General features: G+C 58.1%; 9 protein-coding genes and 1 pseudogene. 3 read left to right on the forward strand and 7 right to left on the reverse strand.

What is annotated here, in order from left to right:
- Positions 1–32: 32 nt before the first annotated feature.
- Together PLD_RS04680 and PLD_RS04685 are read right to left on the reverse strand one after the other, a co-directional pair.
- On the reverse strand, positions 33–827 hold the full coding sequence (locus tag PLD_RS04680) for a nitrilase-related carbon-nitrogen hydrolase (RefSeq protein ID WP_159890293.1): 795 nt from the start codon (positions 825–827) through the stop codon (positions 33–35).
- Between the two features lie 364 nt (positions 828–1,191).
- A complete protein-coding gene (locus PLD_RS04685; RefSeq protein ID WP_159890295.1) occupies positions 1,192–5,085 on the reverse strand; it encodes a non-ribosomal peptide synthetase in 3,894 nt (1,297 codons plus the stop codon).
- Between the two features lie 369 nt (positions 5,086–5,454).
- Here PLD_RS04685 and PLD_RS30580 point away from each other — a divergent pair.
- Positions 5,455–5,764: pseudogene (locus PLD_RS30580) on the forward strand (Lrp/AsnC family transcriptional regulator); the annotation flags it as partial.
- 111 nt (positions 5,765–5,875) lie between these two features.
- On the opposite strand, the gene PLD_RS04695 reads toward PLD_RS30580, so the two are convergent.
- Positions 5,876–7,939: a bifunctional diguanylate cyclase/phosphodiesterase gene (locus PLD_RS04695; protein ID WP_159890297.1), complete on the reverse strand. Its 2,064-nt coding sequence runs from the start codon at positions 7,937–7,939 to the stop codon at positions 5,876–5,878.
- A gap of 705 nt (positions 7,940–8,644) precedes the next feature.
- Between PLD_RS04695 and PLD_RS04700 the strand changes: the two genes are divergently transcribed.
- Entirely contained in the window at positions 8,645–10,180 is a 1,536-nt protein-coding gene (locus PLD_RS04700) for a diguanylate cyclase (RefSeq protein WP_159890299.1), read from the forward strand.
- Positions 10,181–10,514: 334 nt separating this feature from the next.
- Here PLD_RS04700 and PLD_RS04705 read toward each other — a convergent pair whose 3' ends face one another.
- Genes PLD_RS04705 through PLD_RS04720 form a run of 4 tightly spaced genes read right to left on the reverse strand, consistent with a single transcriptional unit; the run spans position 10,515 to position 14,785 of the window.
- Complete coding sequence (locus PLD_RS04705; RefSeq protein ID WP_159890301.1) at positions 10,515–11,660, reverse strand: ABC transporter ATP-binding protein; 1,146 nt, start codon at positions 11,658–11,660, stop codon at positions 10,515–10,517.
- A gap of 27 nt (positions 11,661–11,687) precedes the next feature.
- Positions 11,688–12,530, reverse strand: a complete 843-nt coding sequence (locus tag PLD_RS04710) for a carbohydrate ABC transporter permease (protein WP_159890303.1) — start codon at positions 12,528–12,530, stop codon at positions 11,688–11,690.
- Entirely contained in the window at positions 12,527–13,489 is a 963-nt protein-coding gene (locus PLD_RS04715) for a carbohydrate ABC transporter permease (protein WP_159890305.1), read from the reverse strand. Before PLD_RS04715 ends, PLD_RS04710 begins: the two co-directional genes overlap by 4 nt.
- A gap of 21 nt (positions 13,490–13,510) precedes the next feature.
- A complete protein-coding gene (locus tag PLD_RS04720) occupies positions 13,511–14,785 on the reverse strand; it encodes an ABC transporter substrate-binding protein (RefSeq protein ID WP_159890307.1) in 1,275 nt (424 codons plus the stop codon).
- Positions 14,786–14,953: 168 nt separating this feature from the next.
- Here PLD_RS04720 and PLD_RS04725 point away from each other — a divergent pair, with 168 nt between their 5' ends.
- Entirely contained in the window at positions 14,954–16,519 is a 1,566-nt protein-coding gene (locus PLD_RS04725) for a carbohydrate porin (protein WP_159890309.1), read from the forward strand.
- Positions 16,520–16,560 lie beyond the last annotated feature (41 nt).

Raw genomic sequence — 16,560 nt, forward strand, 5'->3', positions numbered from 1 at the left:
GATGGCTGGCGGTGCCGTCAGACGTGGCGTGTTCATTTTAGATGTGGGCCTGATAAAGCGTAGCGACGTGCCTCTTCCATCAAGTCATCGCACATAGGATTCGCCTTGAGAACGTGCGCCGCTGGGTCGATTATCGACACGCCAAGCGACGTCTCCTCTGTAGCCGATATGCAGACGTCTCCCATAGGCCCGACAATCTGGCTTTCACCTCTGAATGTCTCCTCTGCGCCTGCATACACTTCCATGCCAGTACGATTGGCGCAGATTAGCGGAGTGGCGTTTTCCATTGCGCGAATGCGCGCAAGCCGGGTTGTCCAAGGGCCACCATAGTTGGCCGGGCAACACAATAACTGTGCACCTTGGCGCACTAACAGCCGAGCGGCTTCTGGCATCCAAAGGTCAAAACAAGTAAGAACGCCAAAACGGCAGATTCCGTCATCGAAACAGGCCAATGAATCGCCTGGGGTGAAGAGAGGCTTTTCTATGCGTGTCAGGTGGCACTTGCGTTGTTTCCCCAGCCAGCGTCCTCGCGATACGACAATCGCCGTGTTGTAGATGTGATCGCCATCACGCTCTGCGATGCCAGCAATTAGCGTTGCATTCTTGTCTGCTGATAGTTGCAGTAAGAACTGCGCCGTTGTCCCATCGAACGCCGACTCAGCATGAAGAAACAATGCCTCACGCGAGTCGTGAAAATAGCCGATGGTGCAAAGCTCGGGCATGACTAAGAGATCAAATCGCGCCGGGTCTAAAACATCGCGAATCTTCTTAAAATTTGCCGCTGGATCGCCAAATGAAACGGGATACTGCAAAAAAGCGCTCAGCATGAAGATGTCCAACCATTGTCGAGGTTTTCCAGGCCCGGGCTTATCATCCCTTGGGCGGCTTCAATCTGAACTATACCCTTGCCGGATGTCGGGCAGGCCACCCGCGCTGCGTCAGAGCAGGGCTGCTTTTTGCATTGTCCGACGCCTCGGCGTCAACCACTAGGGCCTCAACCTGAGCGCGCGCTTCGCACCTACCGATCTGTGCGAAGCGCGGGTAACCGCTGTCTCTGCCGCGTCCGTTCTGCTCTGCGCCGCCACCTTATGCCCAGACTTACAGCCAGTCAGATGCGCAACTGCGCCAGGTCGTGGATGTGGAGGGGACGGTCACAGGCTTTAAGCTGTGCAGCCGTTTTTACGAAGCGGTTCAGGTTTGGCTCGCCTGCTCCCTCGACTGTTGACTGAGCGCTTGTCGCTTGAGCAACTCTTCGACAAAGCGCCGGCCGAACAGATCGAGGTACTGGCGTTGCAACAGGCACTCATGCGGGGCGTCGACGTCGTACTGAATCAGCTTGCCGCTGATGTACGGCGACCACAAAGTGGGCTGTTGTTCGTCCTGACGCAGGATGTCGGTGGTGGCGCGGATGAACAACAGATCACCTTCATAAGGCGTGTATTGGCAACGTCCCAGCAGTTCGAGCATCCGCTTGGAGTCGTCCACCAACCGGGTGAGAAAGTCATCACCGACCTGTTGGCTGCCGAGCACTTCCTCCATAGCACTTTTAAGCCCCTTCAACCCGGCCCGTGGCGTACCCACGATGGCGCGGGTCATGCGGCTGATGATCATCGCGTCATCCAGTTTCAGCGAGGCCGCTCCGCCCTGGAGCGGGTAGCTGTCAAACATGCACAGGAAACTCACCTCCCGTCCCTGTGCCTGCAACATCGCCGCCATGCGCAATGCCAGGTTGCCACCCACTGACCAGCCGGCCAGTTGATAGGGGCCGCGGGGTTGCAGGGTGATGATGCGTTGCAGATATTCTCGGGCCAATTCATCCAGCGAGTCGATCACGCGTTCCGGGTCTTGCAGGATCGGTGATTGCAAGGCGTACAGCGGCTGGTCCTCAGGCAGGTAGGGCAGCAAGCCAGCGTAAGGCCAAGCAATGCCGCCACCAGGGTGGATACAGAACAACGGGGGGCGCTGGCCTTCGCTGCGCAGCGCGAGCACGGCGTCGAACGGCTCGCTGTAACCGGTGTTGCGTTGCAGGCGTTGAGCCAGTTGGCGCGGCGTCGGCGCGGCCAAGAAGTCGGCGATGCCGAGGGCGACACCGAACTGCTCCTTGATCCGGTTGACCAGTTGCAACCCCAGCAGCGAATGGCCGCCCAGGTCGAAGAAACTCTGGTTGGCAAACACTTCGGAGCAACCGAGCGCTTCGGCGAACAGCGTACACATGGCTTGTTCTTCAGGGGTTTCAGGCGGGGACAGTTCGGCGATGTTGAAAAACGTCGGGGCGGGCAAGCGATCCACCGCGAGCTTGCCGTTTGGCGTCAATGGAAATTCATCGACGCGCATGATCACGCTCGGAATCATGTGCTGTGGCAGGTGCCGTCCAAGTGCCTGTTTCAGGTGCTGGCTGTCGAGGCTGGCGTCCTTGCTGGCCACGTAGCCGACGATGGCCGGGCCGTGGGCCAGGTCGCGCAGCAGGACGGTGGCATCGTCCACCCCATTGCAGCCCAGCAGAACGTTTTTGATCTCGTCCAGTTCGATGCGCAGGCCACGCAACTTGATCTGGTTGTCCTGACGCCCGAGGTAATGTATGCGCCCGGCATGGTCGAAGAACACCCGGTCGCCGGCGCGGTACATGGTGCCTTGAGGATCGAGCAAGTCGCTGACAAAGCCTTTGGCAGTGAGATCCGGACGGTTGCGGTAACCGCGGGCGACACCGGGGCCACCAATGAACAGCTCACCCCAGCTCCCCGGTGGAAGCAGGCGCTGCTGGCTGTCCACGACATACAGGCGAGTGTTGGCGGTGGCCGGCCCGATCGACAGATCGCCCGTGCCATAGCAGGCGTTGATGGAGGTGGCGAACGAGGTTTCAGTGGGACCATACACGTTGAGCAGGCGGCAGTGAGCAAAGCGCGCGAGCAAGGCGGGCGTACAAGGTTCGCCACCCAACAGCAGGATGGTGTCCTGTGGAAAGTCCTCGGTCTGATGGCAGGCCAACAGGCTAGGGGTCATCACCAGCAGGTTGATGGATTCATGTTTGACCAGCTTCGCCAGTGCCTTGCCGGGGGCACTGGCGACTTTGTCGGTAATGACCAGTTCGGCCCCGGCCAACAAGGTCATCATGATTTCCAACACCGACATGTCAAAACCGGCTGCAATGAATTGCAGGACTCGCGCCGCCGGTTGCAGCCGGGCCGCTTCGATGGCCGTGTGCGCAATGGGCACCAGATTACGCTGGGTGACCTCGACCCCTTTCGGCTTGCCAGTGGAACCGGAGGTGTAGATCAGGTAGGCCGGCAGATCGGCATCGAACGACCCCAGCGGTCGCTCGACCGACGGCAACTGCGCCAGCGCCTCGGGGGTGAGCCACAGCAGTTTGTCGGCGGCAATGCTGGCTTTGACCTGGCTTCCTGGTGCCACGATGACCATCGCAGGCTCGGCATCCGTGAAAATGTGTTCGATGCGTGCCTCCGGCAGATCCGGGTCCACAGGCACATAGCACGCGCCCAGCTTGAACAACGCGACGGCGGCTACCACCCATTCCAGGCTGCGCGAGAACACCACCACCACACAATCGCCGGCCTTTACCCCGCGCTCACGCAAATGCGCGGCCAGGCGCGTGGCGTCAGCATCAAGGCGAGCGTAAGACAGTTGCCGCCCACCCGCGCTCAGGGCCGGGCGCTCGGCATGTTCGCGCACCGCTGTGGCAAAAGCCTCGGCAAACACCGGCAGCGTCGAGCCGAGCGCTGGCAGAGCGTAGAAATGCTGATGTTCGTCCGTAAGGAACAGGTCGTAATCGGCGGTGAGGGTGGCGGGTGCATTGGCGAAACGTTCGAACAGGGTAACCAGGCGCTGGTAATGCAGTTCCAGTGCGGCGCTCGGGTACAGGTCGGCGTTGGCATTGAAACCGATCTCCAGCCGACCATCGCCGTTACGGTCGAAGATGTCGATGCCTAAATGTTCCGCCGGCCCGTTGGCGGTGTTCTGGATGGTGCTTTCGCAGCCATCAAACCCCGGCCCCTGATCGTAGGCAACGATGTTGAGCAAGGTGTTGAACAGCGGCTTGTTACCGCGCTCGGCACGCAGGTCGCGGATCATGCTTTCGCTGCGGTAGGTTTGATGCAGCAGATGATGACGCAGTTGCCGCTGAATGTTCGCGGCCAAGGACAGTACGGTGCTCTCGGCATCGAATGACAGATGCAACGGCAGGATGTTGGCGACCATCGACGGTACGTTGCGCAGTGCCTTGAGTTGCCGCGCCGCGACGGGTATGCCAATCGCCAGTTCAGCCTGTCCGGTCATGCGATGCAGATAAGTGGCGCACAACGCCAGCAGAATGCTCGACAGACGCAGCGAATGCTCGCCAGCGACGCTGCGCAGTTGCAGCAGGGTCGGGCCATTGAACACCTTGCGCAGGCGATTGAGCTTGACCAATGGCGCGTCGCCGGGCACCAGTTGTGTCGGCTCGGGCATTTTCAGGCAGTACTGGCGCCAGTAACTGCGATCCTTGTTGTACAGCTCACTGTGGCGATAGTCCTCTTCGGCAGCGAACACGCTGGCGAGCGCTACAGGCTCCTGCGGCGCCACGGGTTCACCACGGCACAGGGCGTTGTAATGAGCGGTGATGTAGCTGAACAGAATGGCGTGACTGAAGCCGTCCGCCACCAGGTGCGAGGCCAGTTCGATCAGGCGGTAGTGATGTTCGGCCAGGCGGACCAGTACGTAGCGCGCCAGCGGTCCGTGTTGCAGGTGCATATCGTGTTGCAGCAGGTGATCCAGGAGGTCGTTGTAGGCCTGTTCCGGATCGGCCCGATCACCGAGGTCATGTGTTTCTAGGATCTTGGTCGGCAACCTGTCGCTGCCATGGATGAGCTGCACAAAGTTGCCAGTGTGCGGGTCGGTTTCGAACGTGGTACGCACGGCATCGGTTTGCAGGAATTGCGCACGGACGGCCACTTCCAGATGCGCCAGGTTCAGGTCCCCACGTAACTCGATGACGTCGCACAAGTGGTAGTTGAGGTTGCTGCCGCTGTGGCTGATGGCCAGGCAGACTTCCTGTTGAGCGGTACTGAGCGGGCACGAGTGTGCTTCACGCATAAGAATCTTCCTTTATTCTGTTGCGTTTGGGGGGTCGGCAGGCAGCACCGTGCCCATCCCGGTTGCAGCGTCAGCCACAACGACGGAATTGACGGCGAGCGCCGTAATCGGATTTTTTAAGGTGCGCGAAAGAGAGGATCAGGCGGCTTGAAACCGATACATGACGCCAATCCTTGGCGGTGTTTCTTGTTGTAATGCGAGGCACTTTGTAATAGTGCCGGCGCACTCTAGATGCTGTAAGAAACGCTGTCAACTTAGCTTGACGGATTTTTCCTGAGGCTCTTGAGTAGAGCATGATCGGTTAAAAAGAACCTTATGCTTGAGTGGCTAGTGGCTGTTCACTACCGACTCAAGCATCGTTCACCACTCATCGATCGCCGCATGCTGGGCCTGGATATCATGGCGTTGGCGCACATCCGTTTTGCCACTTATGTCGATCATGCTGCAGGTGCCTTTGAAGCGGTGATTGCGCAATTGCCCGAAGTGCCGTCCTGTCACAAGATCACCGGCAATGCCGATTATGTGGTGCAAGTGCTGGCAGAGGATCTTGATAGCTACTGCGACTTTATCGAGCAGGGACTTAGGCGCCAGACGGGTAGTGCTTCCATGCAGTCCAGCCTGGCATTACCCGAGGTCAAGACCAGTAGTCGTCGCGATACCCAAATCGACCAGGGCGTGAGTTGCAAGCGCTCCAAGGGCTCCAGCGGCCTCACCCGAGCGTCCCTGGCCAGTTGCCTTGGCCAAGAGAGCCCATGGCCGTATCTGATGCAAGCGCCTGTAGCTTGCAGAATCACGCTTGAGTCTGTGAGGCGGTAAAGCGTTCCAGCATCTTTTGTGCGCTCATCGGTTTGCCCAGTAGGTAGCCCTGCAAGATGTCGCACCCCAGATCGGTAAGCATCTCTTGTTGTTCAGCGGTTTCCACACCCTCGGCGACCACCCTCATGCCCAGCGTCTTGCCCAGCGCGACGATCGACGAAACAATGGCCGCATCGTCGCTGTTCTTAGCCAACTCGGTGATGAAGCCTCGGTCGATCTTCAGCTCATTGGCGGGTAGGCGCTTGAGGTAAAGCAGGCTGGAATATCCGGTACCGAAGTCGTCGATGGAAATACTCACCCCCAGCGCTGACAACTGATCGAGGACGATCAGCGCGGCTTCCGCATCGAGCATGGCCGTAGACTCGGTGACCTCCAGGGTCAGAAAGCGAGGTGGCAGGCCATTGTTTTGCAGTGCACTACGCACGACGTCGACCAGCTCTGCACTGGCCAATTGTACGGTCGATAGATTGACTGCAATGCTCCATTCTCCTTGATCTAGGGCATGCCATTCGGCCATCTGCCGACAGGCTTCATTTATTACCCAGTTGCCGATTGGCACGATCAGCCCGGTTCGTTCGGCGAGGGGTAGAAAGCGGTCGGGGGACACTAAGCCCAGGTTTGGACTGTTCCATCGCAACAGGGCCTCAACACCCGTCATAGGGCCGTTGGGGGCAATCATTTTCGGTTGGTAGTGCAGGATTAACTCATTCTGGTCGAGGGCCTTGCGCAGATCCTGCTGCAACTGAAGTTGCTGCTGGGCATCGATATTCATGGCTTTTTCGAAGAAATAGTAGCCGTTTCGACCCTGTTCTTTGGCGTGATACATGGCCGCATCAGCATTTACCATCAGCTCATGGCTGGTATGGCCATCGGCTGGGAAAATGGCAATACCAATGCTTGTGGAAACATGTACGGTCTGGCGTCCGAAGACAAATGGAACCTTGATACCTTGCACCAGGCGTTGGGCGAGAGCCGCCGCATCATCCGGCTCGGCGAGGTCGACCAGCAGTACGAATTCGTCGCCGCCTAAGCGCGCCCCGGTGTCTTCGCCGCGCTTGGCATTATTGATACGCGCCGCCACTTCCACCAGCAGTTGGTCGCCGATGTGATGGCCGTAGGTATCGTTCACCATCTTGAATCCGTCCAAGTCCATGAACAGCACCGCAAACTGGCTCTTTTGCCGGCCGGCTTTCTGGATCGCCTGTTCAAGGCGGTCGTTGAGCAGGATGCGATTAGGCAAGCGTGTCAAGTTGTCGTGCAGGGCCAGTTGCACTAGTTCGCTGTTGGCGCGATCAAGAGAGTTGGCCAATAGGCTGGTACGAACATCGAGCATCGAGGTAATCAGGGCAATAGCACAGACAGCCGAGGTGACCAGGATCACCAGCACCACCAGCCATTTACTATCGATACCGGTGTTGACCGCACCGCATACGCTACCAAGCGGGAATTGTGCCGCTGACATGCCGGTGTAGTGCATTCCGACGATGGCGCACCCCATCACTAGGGAGGCGCAGAGGCGCGCGCGATGGATGTACTTGCCTTCTCCACGTAGGCGGAAGGCGATCCATAGCGCCGCTCCTGAGGCGAGGATGGCGATCAGCACCGACAGTGCAAACAGCGCCGGAATGTACTCCACCACGGGATTCATCAGCATTGCTGCCATGCCGGTATAGTGCATGGCAGCAATGCCTATACCCATCAACACCGCACCCACCAGCAGCCAAGGCAGCGGCATTTCCTTTTGGCACACCAGCCACAGGGCGAAGGCCGAGGAAGCGATGGCAATCACCAGCGATAGACCCGTGAGGGTCAAGTCATATCCCAATTTGATGGGCAGTTGGAAGGCCAGCATGCCGATGAAGTGCATTGACCAGATGCCGGTGCCCATGGCAAATGAACCGCCAGCCAACCAAAGTGCAGAGGCTTTTCCTTGGGTTCGCGTGACACGACCGGCCATGTTCAGCGCGGTATAGGAAGCTAAGATCGCGACAATCAGGGATAGCAGGACATACAGGCCGTTATAACTGCTTACAAGCATCGAAGCTCCAGGGTGTAGTCCAACTCTGTTGTTTATCGGCGATACGGAACATTTCTGAAGAGATGAGTTTCGACGTAGTGGTCTGGCAAAGTTGCCTGCGTAAACAATCAAGGAGTTCAGTGAGCCGATAGAGATGGCCCCGCCGCGCAAACACTTACTATCGGCTTAGATAGCGGATTTTCTGTGAAGATAGCCCGATTTTTTGCGATGAAAAGAACAACGCGAGTTCGACAGGGACAAGAAGCTTTTTTCTTGAGCGGTCACCGTGATTTGTCATGCCGCAGGGTTGAAAAGCATAAAGCCTAAATGCACCGCTTTTGACCGGCGCCGCCACAAATGCTCTGGATCGGTTTTATGCGCGAACCGTCCATGGACAGATTGCGGGCGGTGCAGGTCGCCACGAGCCGGGGATCTGCCTCTTTCATGCTGTCGAATTGTTCACAACTTGAGGTTGTCATGGATACACCGGGTCGCCCGGATGTGAACACCATCTGTCCAACGCTCCTGTTGCAAGCTCGGGCTGGCTCAAGTATCAGCCCTATATGCCGGCACAATGCTAGATGCGAACCATTAACGGGCTGGACTTCTTAATACAAGTCCCTTGCTCTTACGCCTGATTGATAAAGCTAATGACAAGTGTGCCGATACTCCAAAGTACTTCAGGTCACTGCACGCTGTTTTTGGCGATGAGCAAGGAACACAATAATGATGTCTATTCGTCAGAACGCGCTCAAAACACCAGACGTGGTTCTTTGCGCTCTGGTGTGCCTAGCTGGGGTGGCCGTCACGTTCTTGGTACTGATTCTGTTCATAGGGTCAGAGCAACGTACCGTTAGTGTTGCTTTTCAACTGGAGGTCGACGAAAGATTCAGTCGCCTGCAACGACGCTTTAACACTCAGGTCTTGAAACTAGACGTTGTGAGGCGTTTCTTTATCAACGCCGACGATGTCACGGAAAAGGAGTTTCTGGGATTTGTTACACCTCTGGCTGGGGAGGATGAGGCCTATGGCTGGGTACCAAGGATTCTCGAAAAGGATCTAAAAGCATTTCGCGCTAAGACGCTCCTAAAAGGTACCAGTGTTTTTTCATACCATGAAATCAATCCCGTCACCGCTGAAAGAGTTCCCCTCAGCAGCCGGCCGGAACACTGGATATTGCTCTACTTATTGAAGCGCGATGACGTAAAGATCATGCCCGGCATGGATATTCTAGCTCGCCCGAGTCACCAAGCCTTGATGAGCAAAGCACGAGATACACGTCAAATAGTTGTTTCGGAACCGCTGAAAATGACCAATGGGCAGTCGGGGGTTTTCTTTGTTGCACCGGTGTTCAAGACGCCCCCTGAGGCTCAACTGAACAATGATGATTTGCAGGGGTTCGTGGTCTCCAGCGTACGCTTGGCATCTATGATGGAACAAGGTATTCCATTACCCAGTCTGCAACGACTGAACGTGACACTTTCATTGATAGACCGGCAGCAGCAAGGGGAAAACATCTATCAGAGCCTGGCCCCCGCGGTCCCATCAGCGCTGTACGAACAGCGGCTGCTGAAAGTAGCCGACCAGAATTACTTGATGCAGTTTCGACCCAGTTCAACCTTTATGCTCGCCAACAGCTACACGCTGTCCATCAGCCTCATTGTCGTGTTCGGAGCAGGGTTGTCGCTGCTGCTGACCTTGATGGTGTACTTGCTGATTACCCAGCGCGCCCGGGCCCTGTCGCTGGTCGATGAACGCACGCAAGACTTGCGCATGTTGAACATCACCGATCACCTGACCGGAGTCTATAACCGCCGCTACTTCGAAGAGTTGATGGAGCATTTGCTCATCGAGGCTAACGCGCAATATCGTCCGCTGTCGCTGATCATGTTTGACGTCGATCACTTCAAACAGATCAACGACCGCTGGGGCCATCAGCGTGGTGATAACGTTCTGAAGTCGTTGTGCACTCGAATAGATTCGGCGACACGCAAAACCGATCTGCTGTGCAGAACCGGCGGAGAAGAGTTTGCATTGATCTGCCCGGATAGCGAACTGATCGATACAAGGCTACTGGCAGAAAAGCTTCGAACGCTAATAAACACCCTGCCATTTGATGAGATTGGACAGGCGACTTGTAGCTTTGGTGTTGCTACATGGATTCCATCAGAGTCGTTCGATGCCTTCATTCGGCGTGCCGATACCGCGATGTACAGTGCAAAAGCAAAGGGTAGAGACCAAGTCCAACTGGCCGATAGGTAGAAAATCGGCTGCCCGGATGTCATTGCGTATCGGCAAGTGGTCGCGCTAACGGCCCAGGGAAACAGTTCAGCGATACCGGTCATGTTGTCATCGCCGAGCACCACGACACCCACTCCCGCCCGAGCGGCTAGGGTCAAGCACCAGACGCTGCAGCGACCCATCATCGTAGAACAGGGTTGCTTCATGACCGGCGTCACTGCAGCGCAAGGCGCTCAGCCTGCCGCTGGGGCAGTATGATCGCCGGGGCGATATGCGTGGATGACGCGAGACACGCCGTCACTCAGAGCGCGCTGCGCAAGGTCCAGGGAAAAAGACATCAGCTCGCTCATGACCGTCATAGGGCGCCTGCTCGGACAGAGTGCAGAGAGACGTCATTCGGCAGGGTCTCAATGGCTTGTGGGGACGGCTGCAAGGCGGTGCCGTCGGTGTCGAACAGATGCAGGTTGTCGACTTCCAGCTGCAGCTCGACTCGATCACCCGCTTGCCATCCGGCGTTGACCTGGCAACGACAGACCAGCGGCTCGTCCTGATCGGCTTCGAGGTGAACGTAGGTTTCGCTCCCCAGGTATTCGACCCCGGTCACGACGATGCCGCCGGCACCTTCAGCCGCTTTGAGCGAAATGTGCTCCGGACGAACCCCTAAGCTCAGCGACGTGCCTACGGTCAGGTTCGAGCTGTCGAAGGGCAGGGCGGTCATACCCAGAACGCTGGTGTCGACCAGGCTGGTTTGGCCTGGGGCGTGCAGGCGCGCCGCCACGAAGTTCATTCTGGGTGAGCCGAGAAAGCCGGCGACAAAGCGGCTGGCCGGGCGTTCGTAGAGCTCGCGTGGCGAGCCGACCTGCTCTACGCGACCGCCATTGAGCACGACAATTTTGTCGGCCAGGGTCATGGCTTCCACCTGGTCGTGGGTGACGTAGATGATGGTCGAGCCCAGTCGAGCATGCAGCCGGGCGATTTCGTTGCGCATCTGCACCCGCAAGGACGCGTCCAGGTTGGACAGCGGCTCATCGAACAACAAGATGTCCGGCTCCCGCGCCATGGCCCTGCCCATGGCCACACGCTGACGCTGCCCTCCGGACAGCTCCTTTGGTTTGCGTTGCAGCAATTTGTCCAACTGCAGGATTTGCGCCGTTTTCAGCACCCGCTCGCGCAGGCTGCCCTTATCAGTCTTGGCCAGTTTGAGACCAAAACCGATGTTGTCGTAGACGCTCATGTGCGGGTACAGCGCATAGGACTGAAACACCATGCCGACGCCACGCTCGCGCGGCTCCAGGTCATTGACCCGTCGCCCATCGATCAACAGGTCGCCGGCGCAGATCGAATCCAGTCCTGCGATCAGTCGCAGCAGGGTCGACTTTCCGCAGCCCGAAGGGCCAACGAACACCACGAATTCGCCCGCAGCAATCTCCAGGCTGACGTCGCGAAGAATCCGCGCGCCGCCCAATTGTTTGTTCACCTTATCTAGCTTCAGTTTGATCACGATGCTGTTCCTTGTAGTTGTTGGGCATCAACCCTTTAACGCGCCGGCGGTGAGACCGGAAACGATTCGGCGCTGGAAGATCAGCACCAGAATCACCAAGGGCACGGTGACCAGCACCGATGCCGCCATCAACAGCCCCCAAGGCAGCTCATGGGGACTCCCGCCGGAAATCAGGGCGATGGCCACCGGCACCGTGCGCTGGGTGTCGGTGAGGGTGAAGGTCAGGGCAAACAGGAACTCGTTCCACGCGGCGATGAAGGCCAATAAGCCAGTGGTGACCAGGGCGGGCCAGAGCAGCGGCAACAGCACGCGGGTCAGCGTGAACCAGGGCGAAGCGCCATCCATGATTGCCGCTTCTTCCAGTTCGTGAGGGAGCTGCCCCATGAAAGTGGTCAGCACCCAGACCGTGAAGGGCAGGGTGAAAATGGTGTAGCTCAGGATCAACGCCCAAGAGGTGTTGTACAGGCCCAGGACGCGGATCACTTCGAACAGCCCCGACAGCACAGCAACCTGGGGAAACATCGAGACGCCGAGCACCATCATCAATACCGTGCCGCGCCCACGGAACTTCACCCTTCCCAAGGCATAGGCGGCCGTCACACTGAGAAACAGCGCCAGCATTACCACGCACAGTGCGACCAGCAGCGAGTTGCCCATAGCCCGCAGAAATGAAGCTTGGTGGAGCACTGTCGCGTAGTGGGAAAAGTCGGGACTGTCGATCCAGTAGCTGACTTCGAATAAGGCACTGGACGGCTTGAGCGAAGTCACGATGGCGTAATAGAAAGGGAAGACTGCATACAGCAACACAACCCCGATCAGGCACCAGAATCCGCAGCGCAACAGCGCTTTTTTGAGGAGGTGCGGGCTCATGCTCGAGCCTCCATCTGACGGCGTCCGAGGTAAAGGTAAAGCATGGCGATGACCGCAACGACCAGAAACAGCAGGGTCGAGGCCGCGCTGCCATAGCCGACATCCTGGAATTCCACCAGGTGTTGGCGGGCATAGACCGACATGCTCATGGTGCTGGACGAATTCGAGGTCAGCACATAGATGACGTCGAACACCCGCAGGGAGTCGAGGATGCGGAAGATCGCGGCCACCCACAATGCCGGCATCAACAGTGGCAGCGTGACCCGCCAGAACACTTTAAGCGGATGAATCCCATCGACCCTGGCGGCTTCGTAGCAATCGCTCGGCAACATCTGCAAGGCCGCCAGCATCAGCAGCGTGACAAAGGGCAAAGTCTTCCAGACGTCGACGATGATCACCGCCCACATCGACAGATCCGCATCTGCGGTCCAGGCCAGAGGCGCGTCTATCAGCCCGAGGCTCAGCATCAGGTGATTGATGATGCCGAACTGGTCATTGAGCATCCATGACCAGATCTTGGCCGAGACAATGGTCGGAATAGCCCACGGAATCAGAATCAGCGCACGCACCAGGGAGCGCCCCGTGAACTGGATGTTCAGCAGCAACGCCACCAGCAGCCCGAGGACGACTTCCAGGCCCACCGACACCAGGGTGAAATACAGCGTGTTGCGCACAGCGTTCCACCATTGTGGATCGACCAGGATGCCCGACCAGTGGGAACCGTCGTGGAACAGATAATTGCTCAAGCCGACAAAGGCGCCGCCAGCGGTGTCCGCCAGGTTGGCGTCGGTCAGGCTGAACCAGAATGTGCGCAGTAGCGGCCAGGCCGCCACCAGGGCCAGGCACAGCAGCATTGGCGTCAGAAACAGCCAGGCGGCGCGTACTCGGCGCTGATGTATGGGGGATTCCCGGGTGAGCAGGGGCTCGTCGCAGGAGGCATGGGCAGTCGAGACAGACATGGTGATTTCCTTCCTTGGGGCTTACCAGTTCCGGCGTTTGATGCGCGTGAGTTCGCTTTCCAGTTCGGCCAGTGCCTGATCGACAGACAACTCGCCCGCCAGCACGCCATGCACTCGGTCGAAGAACGCGTTGGAGACCCGTGGATAACGATCGGCGGTTATTGCGGCAGGGCGCATGACCCCATCGTTGAGGATGCTGTGCAGCTGAGCGTAGTAAGGCATGGCCGCGAGCAGTTCGGGGTCCTGATACAGCGACTCGATCACCGGGTTATAGGCGCCGATCAGGGCGCGGTGTTTTTGCTGCTGGGCGCTGGTCAGGTAGCTCACCAGCTCTGCGGCCAGTTCTGGATGGGCGCTATAACGCGATACCGCCAGGCCCCACCCACCGAGGGTGGATGCATGGTTGCCGGTCTCGCCGCCACGGGGCAGGGCAGCGACGCCAACCTGGTCTTTCACGGCACTGTCCTGGCTCTGCACCAAGGCCCAGACATAAGGCCAGTTGCGCATGAACAGCGCATTTCCCGACTGGAATACGCCACGACCTTCTTCCTCGGTGTAATTGAGCACGCCACGGGGGGAGATGTCTCCTACCCAGCTTTTGGCCAGGGTCAACGCTGCTCTTGAGGCTGGACTGTTTACGACGATGTCGCCTTGTGGATTGACCAGGCCGCCTTGCGCTTGGCTGCTGATCCACTCCAGCGCATTACAGGTCAGCCCCTCGTAGGCGCGGCCCTGAAATATGTAACCCCACAGATTGGGATGACCGGCGCTGCGTTCGGCCTGTTGCACATCCCTGGCGGTCGCGGTCATTTCCTCCCACGTCTGGGGCACCGGCTTGTTGTACTTCTCAAGCAAGTTCTTGCGGTAATACAGCAGGCCCGAGTCGGTGAACCACGGCATCGTCACCAGCCGTCCGTTGACCGTGGCGTTATCAATCTGGGCCTGGAAGTAGCCTTGGGTCGCGTCGGCTGGAAGCCCCTCGCGCAGATCCATCAGATGTTTGGCCAGCATTCCCGGCCACACCATGTCGATCTGGATGATGTCGATATCAGTGGACTGTGCACTGAGGATCTGTTGGTAGAACGACAACCTCTCGGTCGCCGAGTTGGGCGTGGAAACCACCTCGACGTGATTGCCGGTCTGTTTCGACCAGGCCTCGACGGCCTCTTTGCACAGTTGCAACTCGGCACCCACCGCACCGCAGGAGATCGTCAGATCGGCTGCGCTGGAGACCGATGGAAGTCCGGCACAGAGGGTGAACAGCGCTGCAGGGAGGAGGGATTTCAGCTGTTTCATATGGGTCTCTTTATTTTTGTTTTTAGAGAAGTTAACGTTAACACGGTAAATGTAACAGCGCATTTTCGATAAGGCATCTTTTTTTGTAGGGGGGGGGCAGTGCACCACTCGCGAAAAAAGCGGCCTGTCGCAGGAACACAACAATAAAAATAAAACAGGGAAATCCACATGCAGAAAGCATCAAGATGGCTACTGGCAGGCGTGCTCAGCAGCTCGGCGGCGACCTCTCAGGCCGCGACTCTGGAAGAGCGCATGGCCGCGTTTGAGGCCCGCGCCAGCGCCGCAGAAAAACGCGCCGCCGCAGCCGAACAGCAAACCCAGGCACTCGCCAGGGAGTTGCAGCAGCTCAAACTCGCCACTTCCGCTTTGCAGCCCGCTGCATCCACTGCATCCCAGGCAAGCAATCGCGTTGTGGACACCCGGCTGGCCAAACTCGAAGCCCGCCAGGAAAGCATGGAAAAGCAGGCCAGCACTGTAAACCTCGCCGATGGATTCAGCTTCAACGGCTACGCCCGCTCCGGATTGCTGATCGACGAGGGGCTGGGGGGTGGCCGTGGCGGCCCTTATACAACCCCGGCCGGTTCGGTGGGTGGGGCAGTGGGGCGACTGGGCAACGAAGACGACACCTACATGCGGATAGACCTGTCGAAAGAAATCTATGCGCAGAATGGCACCCGTTCCAAATTCACGGTCTCCATCGCCGACGGTGTGGAAAGCGCCAATGACTGGACCGCCGACGAAAGCAAACTGAACGTGCGCCAGGTATTCACCGCGCTCGACCATATCGCTGCGTTCAAGGGCAATCCGGTGTTCGAGAACGCCACCCTGTGGGCCGGCAAGCGATTTGACCGGGATAACTTCGATATCCACTGGCTGGACTCGGACGTCATCTACCTGGCCGGTACCGGCGGTGGAATCTACGATGTGCAGATGAACAAGAACTGGCGCTCGAACTACTCCTTGATTGGGCGTAGCTACGGCGATTTCAGCCAAGCAGGCCTTGATGCCGATGTGGCGAGCTACATCCTGACCTCCAACCAGTTCTTCGAGGATGGCCAGTGGCAGTGGATGTTCAATGGCATCGGCGCGAAGAAAAACGATTTCGGCATCCGCACCAATAAAGCCGGTTTGACGCCTGCAGATTCCGGCTTGCACAGCATGCTGGCCAATCACCAGAAGAACTTCTTCGGCAGAGAAGGCTTCTTCAAAACGGCGCTGCTCTATGGGCAAGGTCTGGGCGCGGAGGTCAAGAACGTCGGCGCGGATGGCGAACTGATCGACGAGGCCCGGGCTCTGCGTCTGGCGCTTTACGGCGAGACCCCCATAGCGCCTGACTGGCGCATCGGCCCCAGCTTACTGGCCGAGCAGAGCACGGACAGATACGTCAAGGGAGACGACTACCGCTGGCTGACCCTGAACGTGCGCTTGGCCAACACCATCAACAGCAACTTCGAGATGGCCTACGAACTGAGCTGGCAAACCATGAGCCTCGATCCCAAGGGCTATCTACAACGTAATGCGGTCGACGGTAACTTCTGGAAATTCACGGTCGCCCCGACATTCAAACTTGACGTTGGAGAGCTTCTGACACGTCCCGAATTGCGAGTGTTTGCAAGCTACATGAATTGGTCGTCCGATCTGGACAACTACAGCCGTTCAGACGCCTTCGGCAAAACGGACTTCAACGCCGGAGGTGTATGGCAATACGGTATACAAATGGAAACCTGGTTTTAATAGTTGAATGCGCCGGCAAACACGCCTTCAGTGCGCCAGCC

It is taken from the genome of Pseudomonas sp. LD120 (assembly GCF_009861525.1).
GTDB lineage: Bacteria > Pseudomonadota > Gammaproteobacteria > Pseudomonadales > Pseudomonadaceae > Aquipseudomonas.

Bases quoted from the DNA above. Each gene is read 5' to 3' on its own strand.
- PLD_RS04680 (WP_159890293.1), bottom strand. From the start codon at position 827: ATGCTGAGCGCTTTTTTGCAGTATCCCGTTTCATTTGGCGATCCAGCG.
- PLD_RS04685 (WP_159890295.1), bottom strand. From the start codon at position 5,085: ATGCGTGAAGCACACTCGTGCCCGCTCAGTACCGCTCAACAGGAAGTC.
- PLD_RS04695 (WP_159890297.1), bottom strand. From the start codon at position 7,939: ATGCTTGTAAGCAGTTATAACGGCCTGTATGTCCTGCTATCCCTGATT.
- PLD_RS04700 (WP_159890299.1), top strand. From the start codon at position 8,645: ATGATGTCTATTCGTCAGAACGCGCTCAAAACACCAGACGTGGTTCTT.
- PLD_RS04710 (WP_159890303.1), bottom strand. From the start codon at position 12,530: ATGAGCCCGCACCTCCTCAAAAAAGCGCTGTTGCGCTGCGGATTCTGG.
- PLD_RS04715 (WP_159890305.1), bottom strand. From the start codon at position 13,489: ATGTCTGTCTCGACTGCCCATGCCTCCTGCGACGAGCCCCTGCTCACC.
- PLD_RS04720 (WP_159890307.1), bottom strand. From the start codon at position 14,785: ATGAAACAGCTGAAATCCCTCCTCCCTGCAGCGCTGTTCACCCTCTGT.
- PLD_RS04725 (WP_159890309.1), top strand. From the start codon at position 14,954: ATGCAGAAAGCATCAAGATGGCTACTGGCAGGCGTGCTCAGCAGCTCG.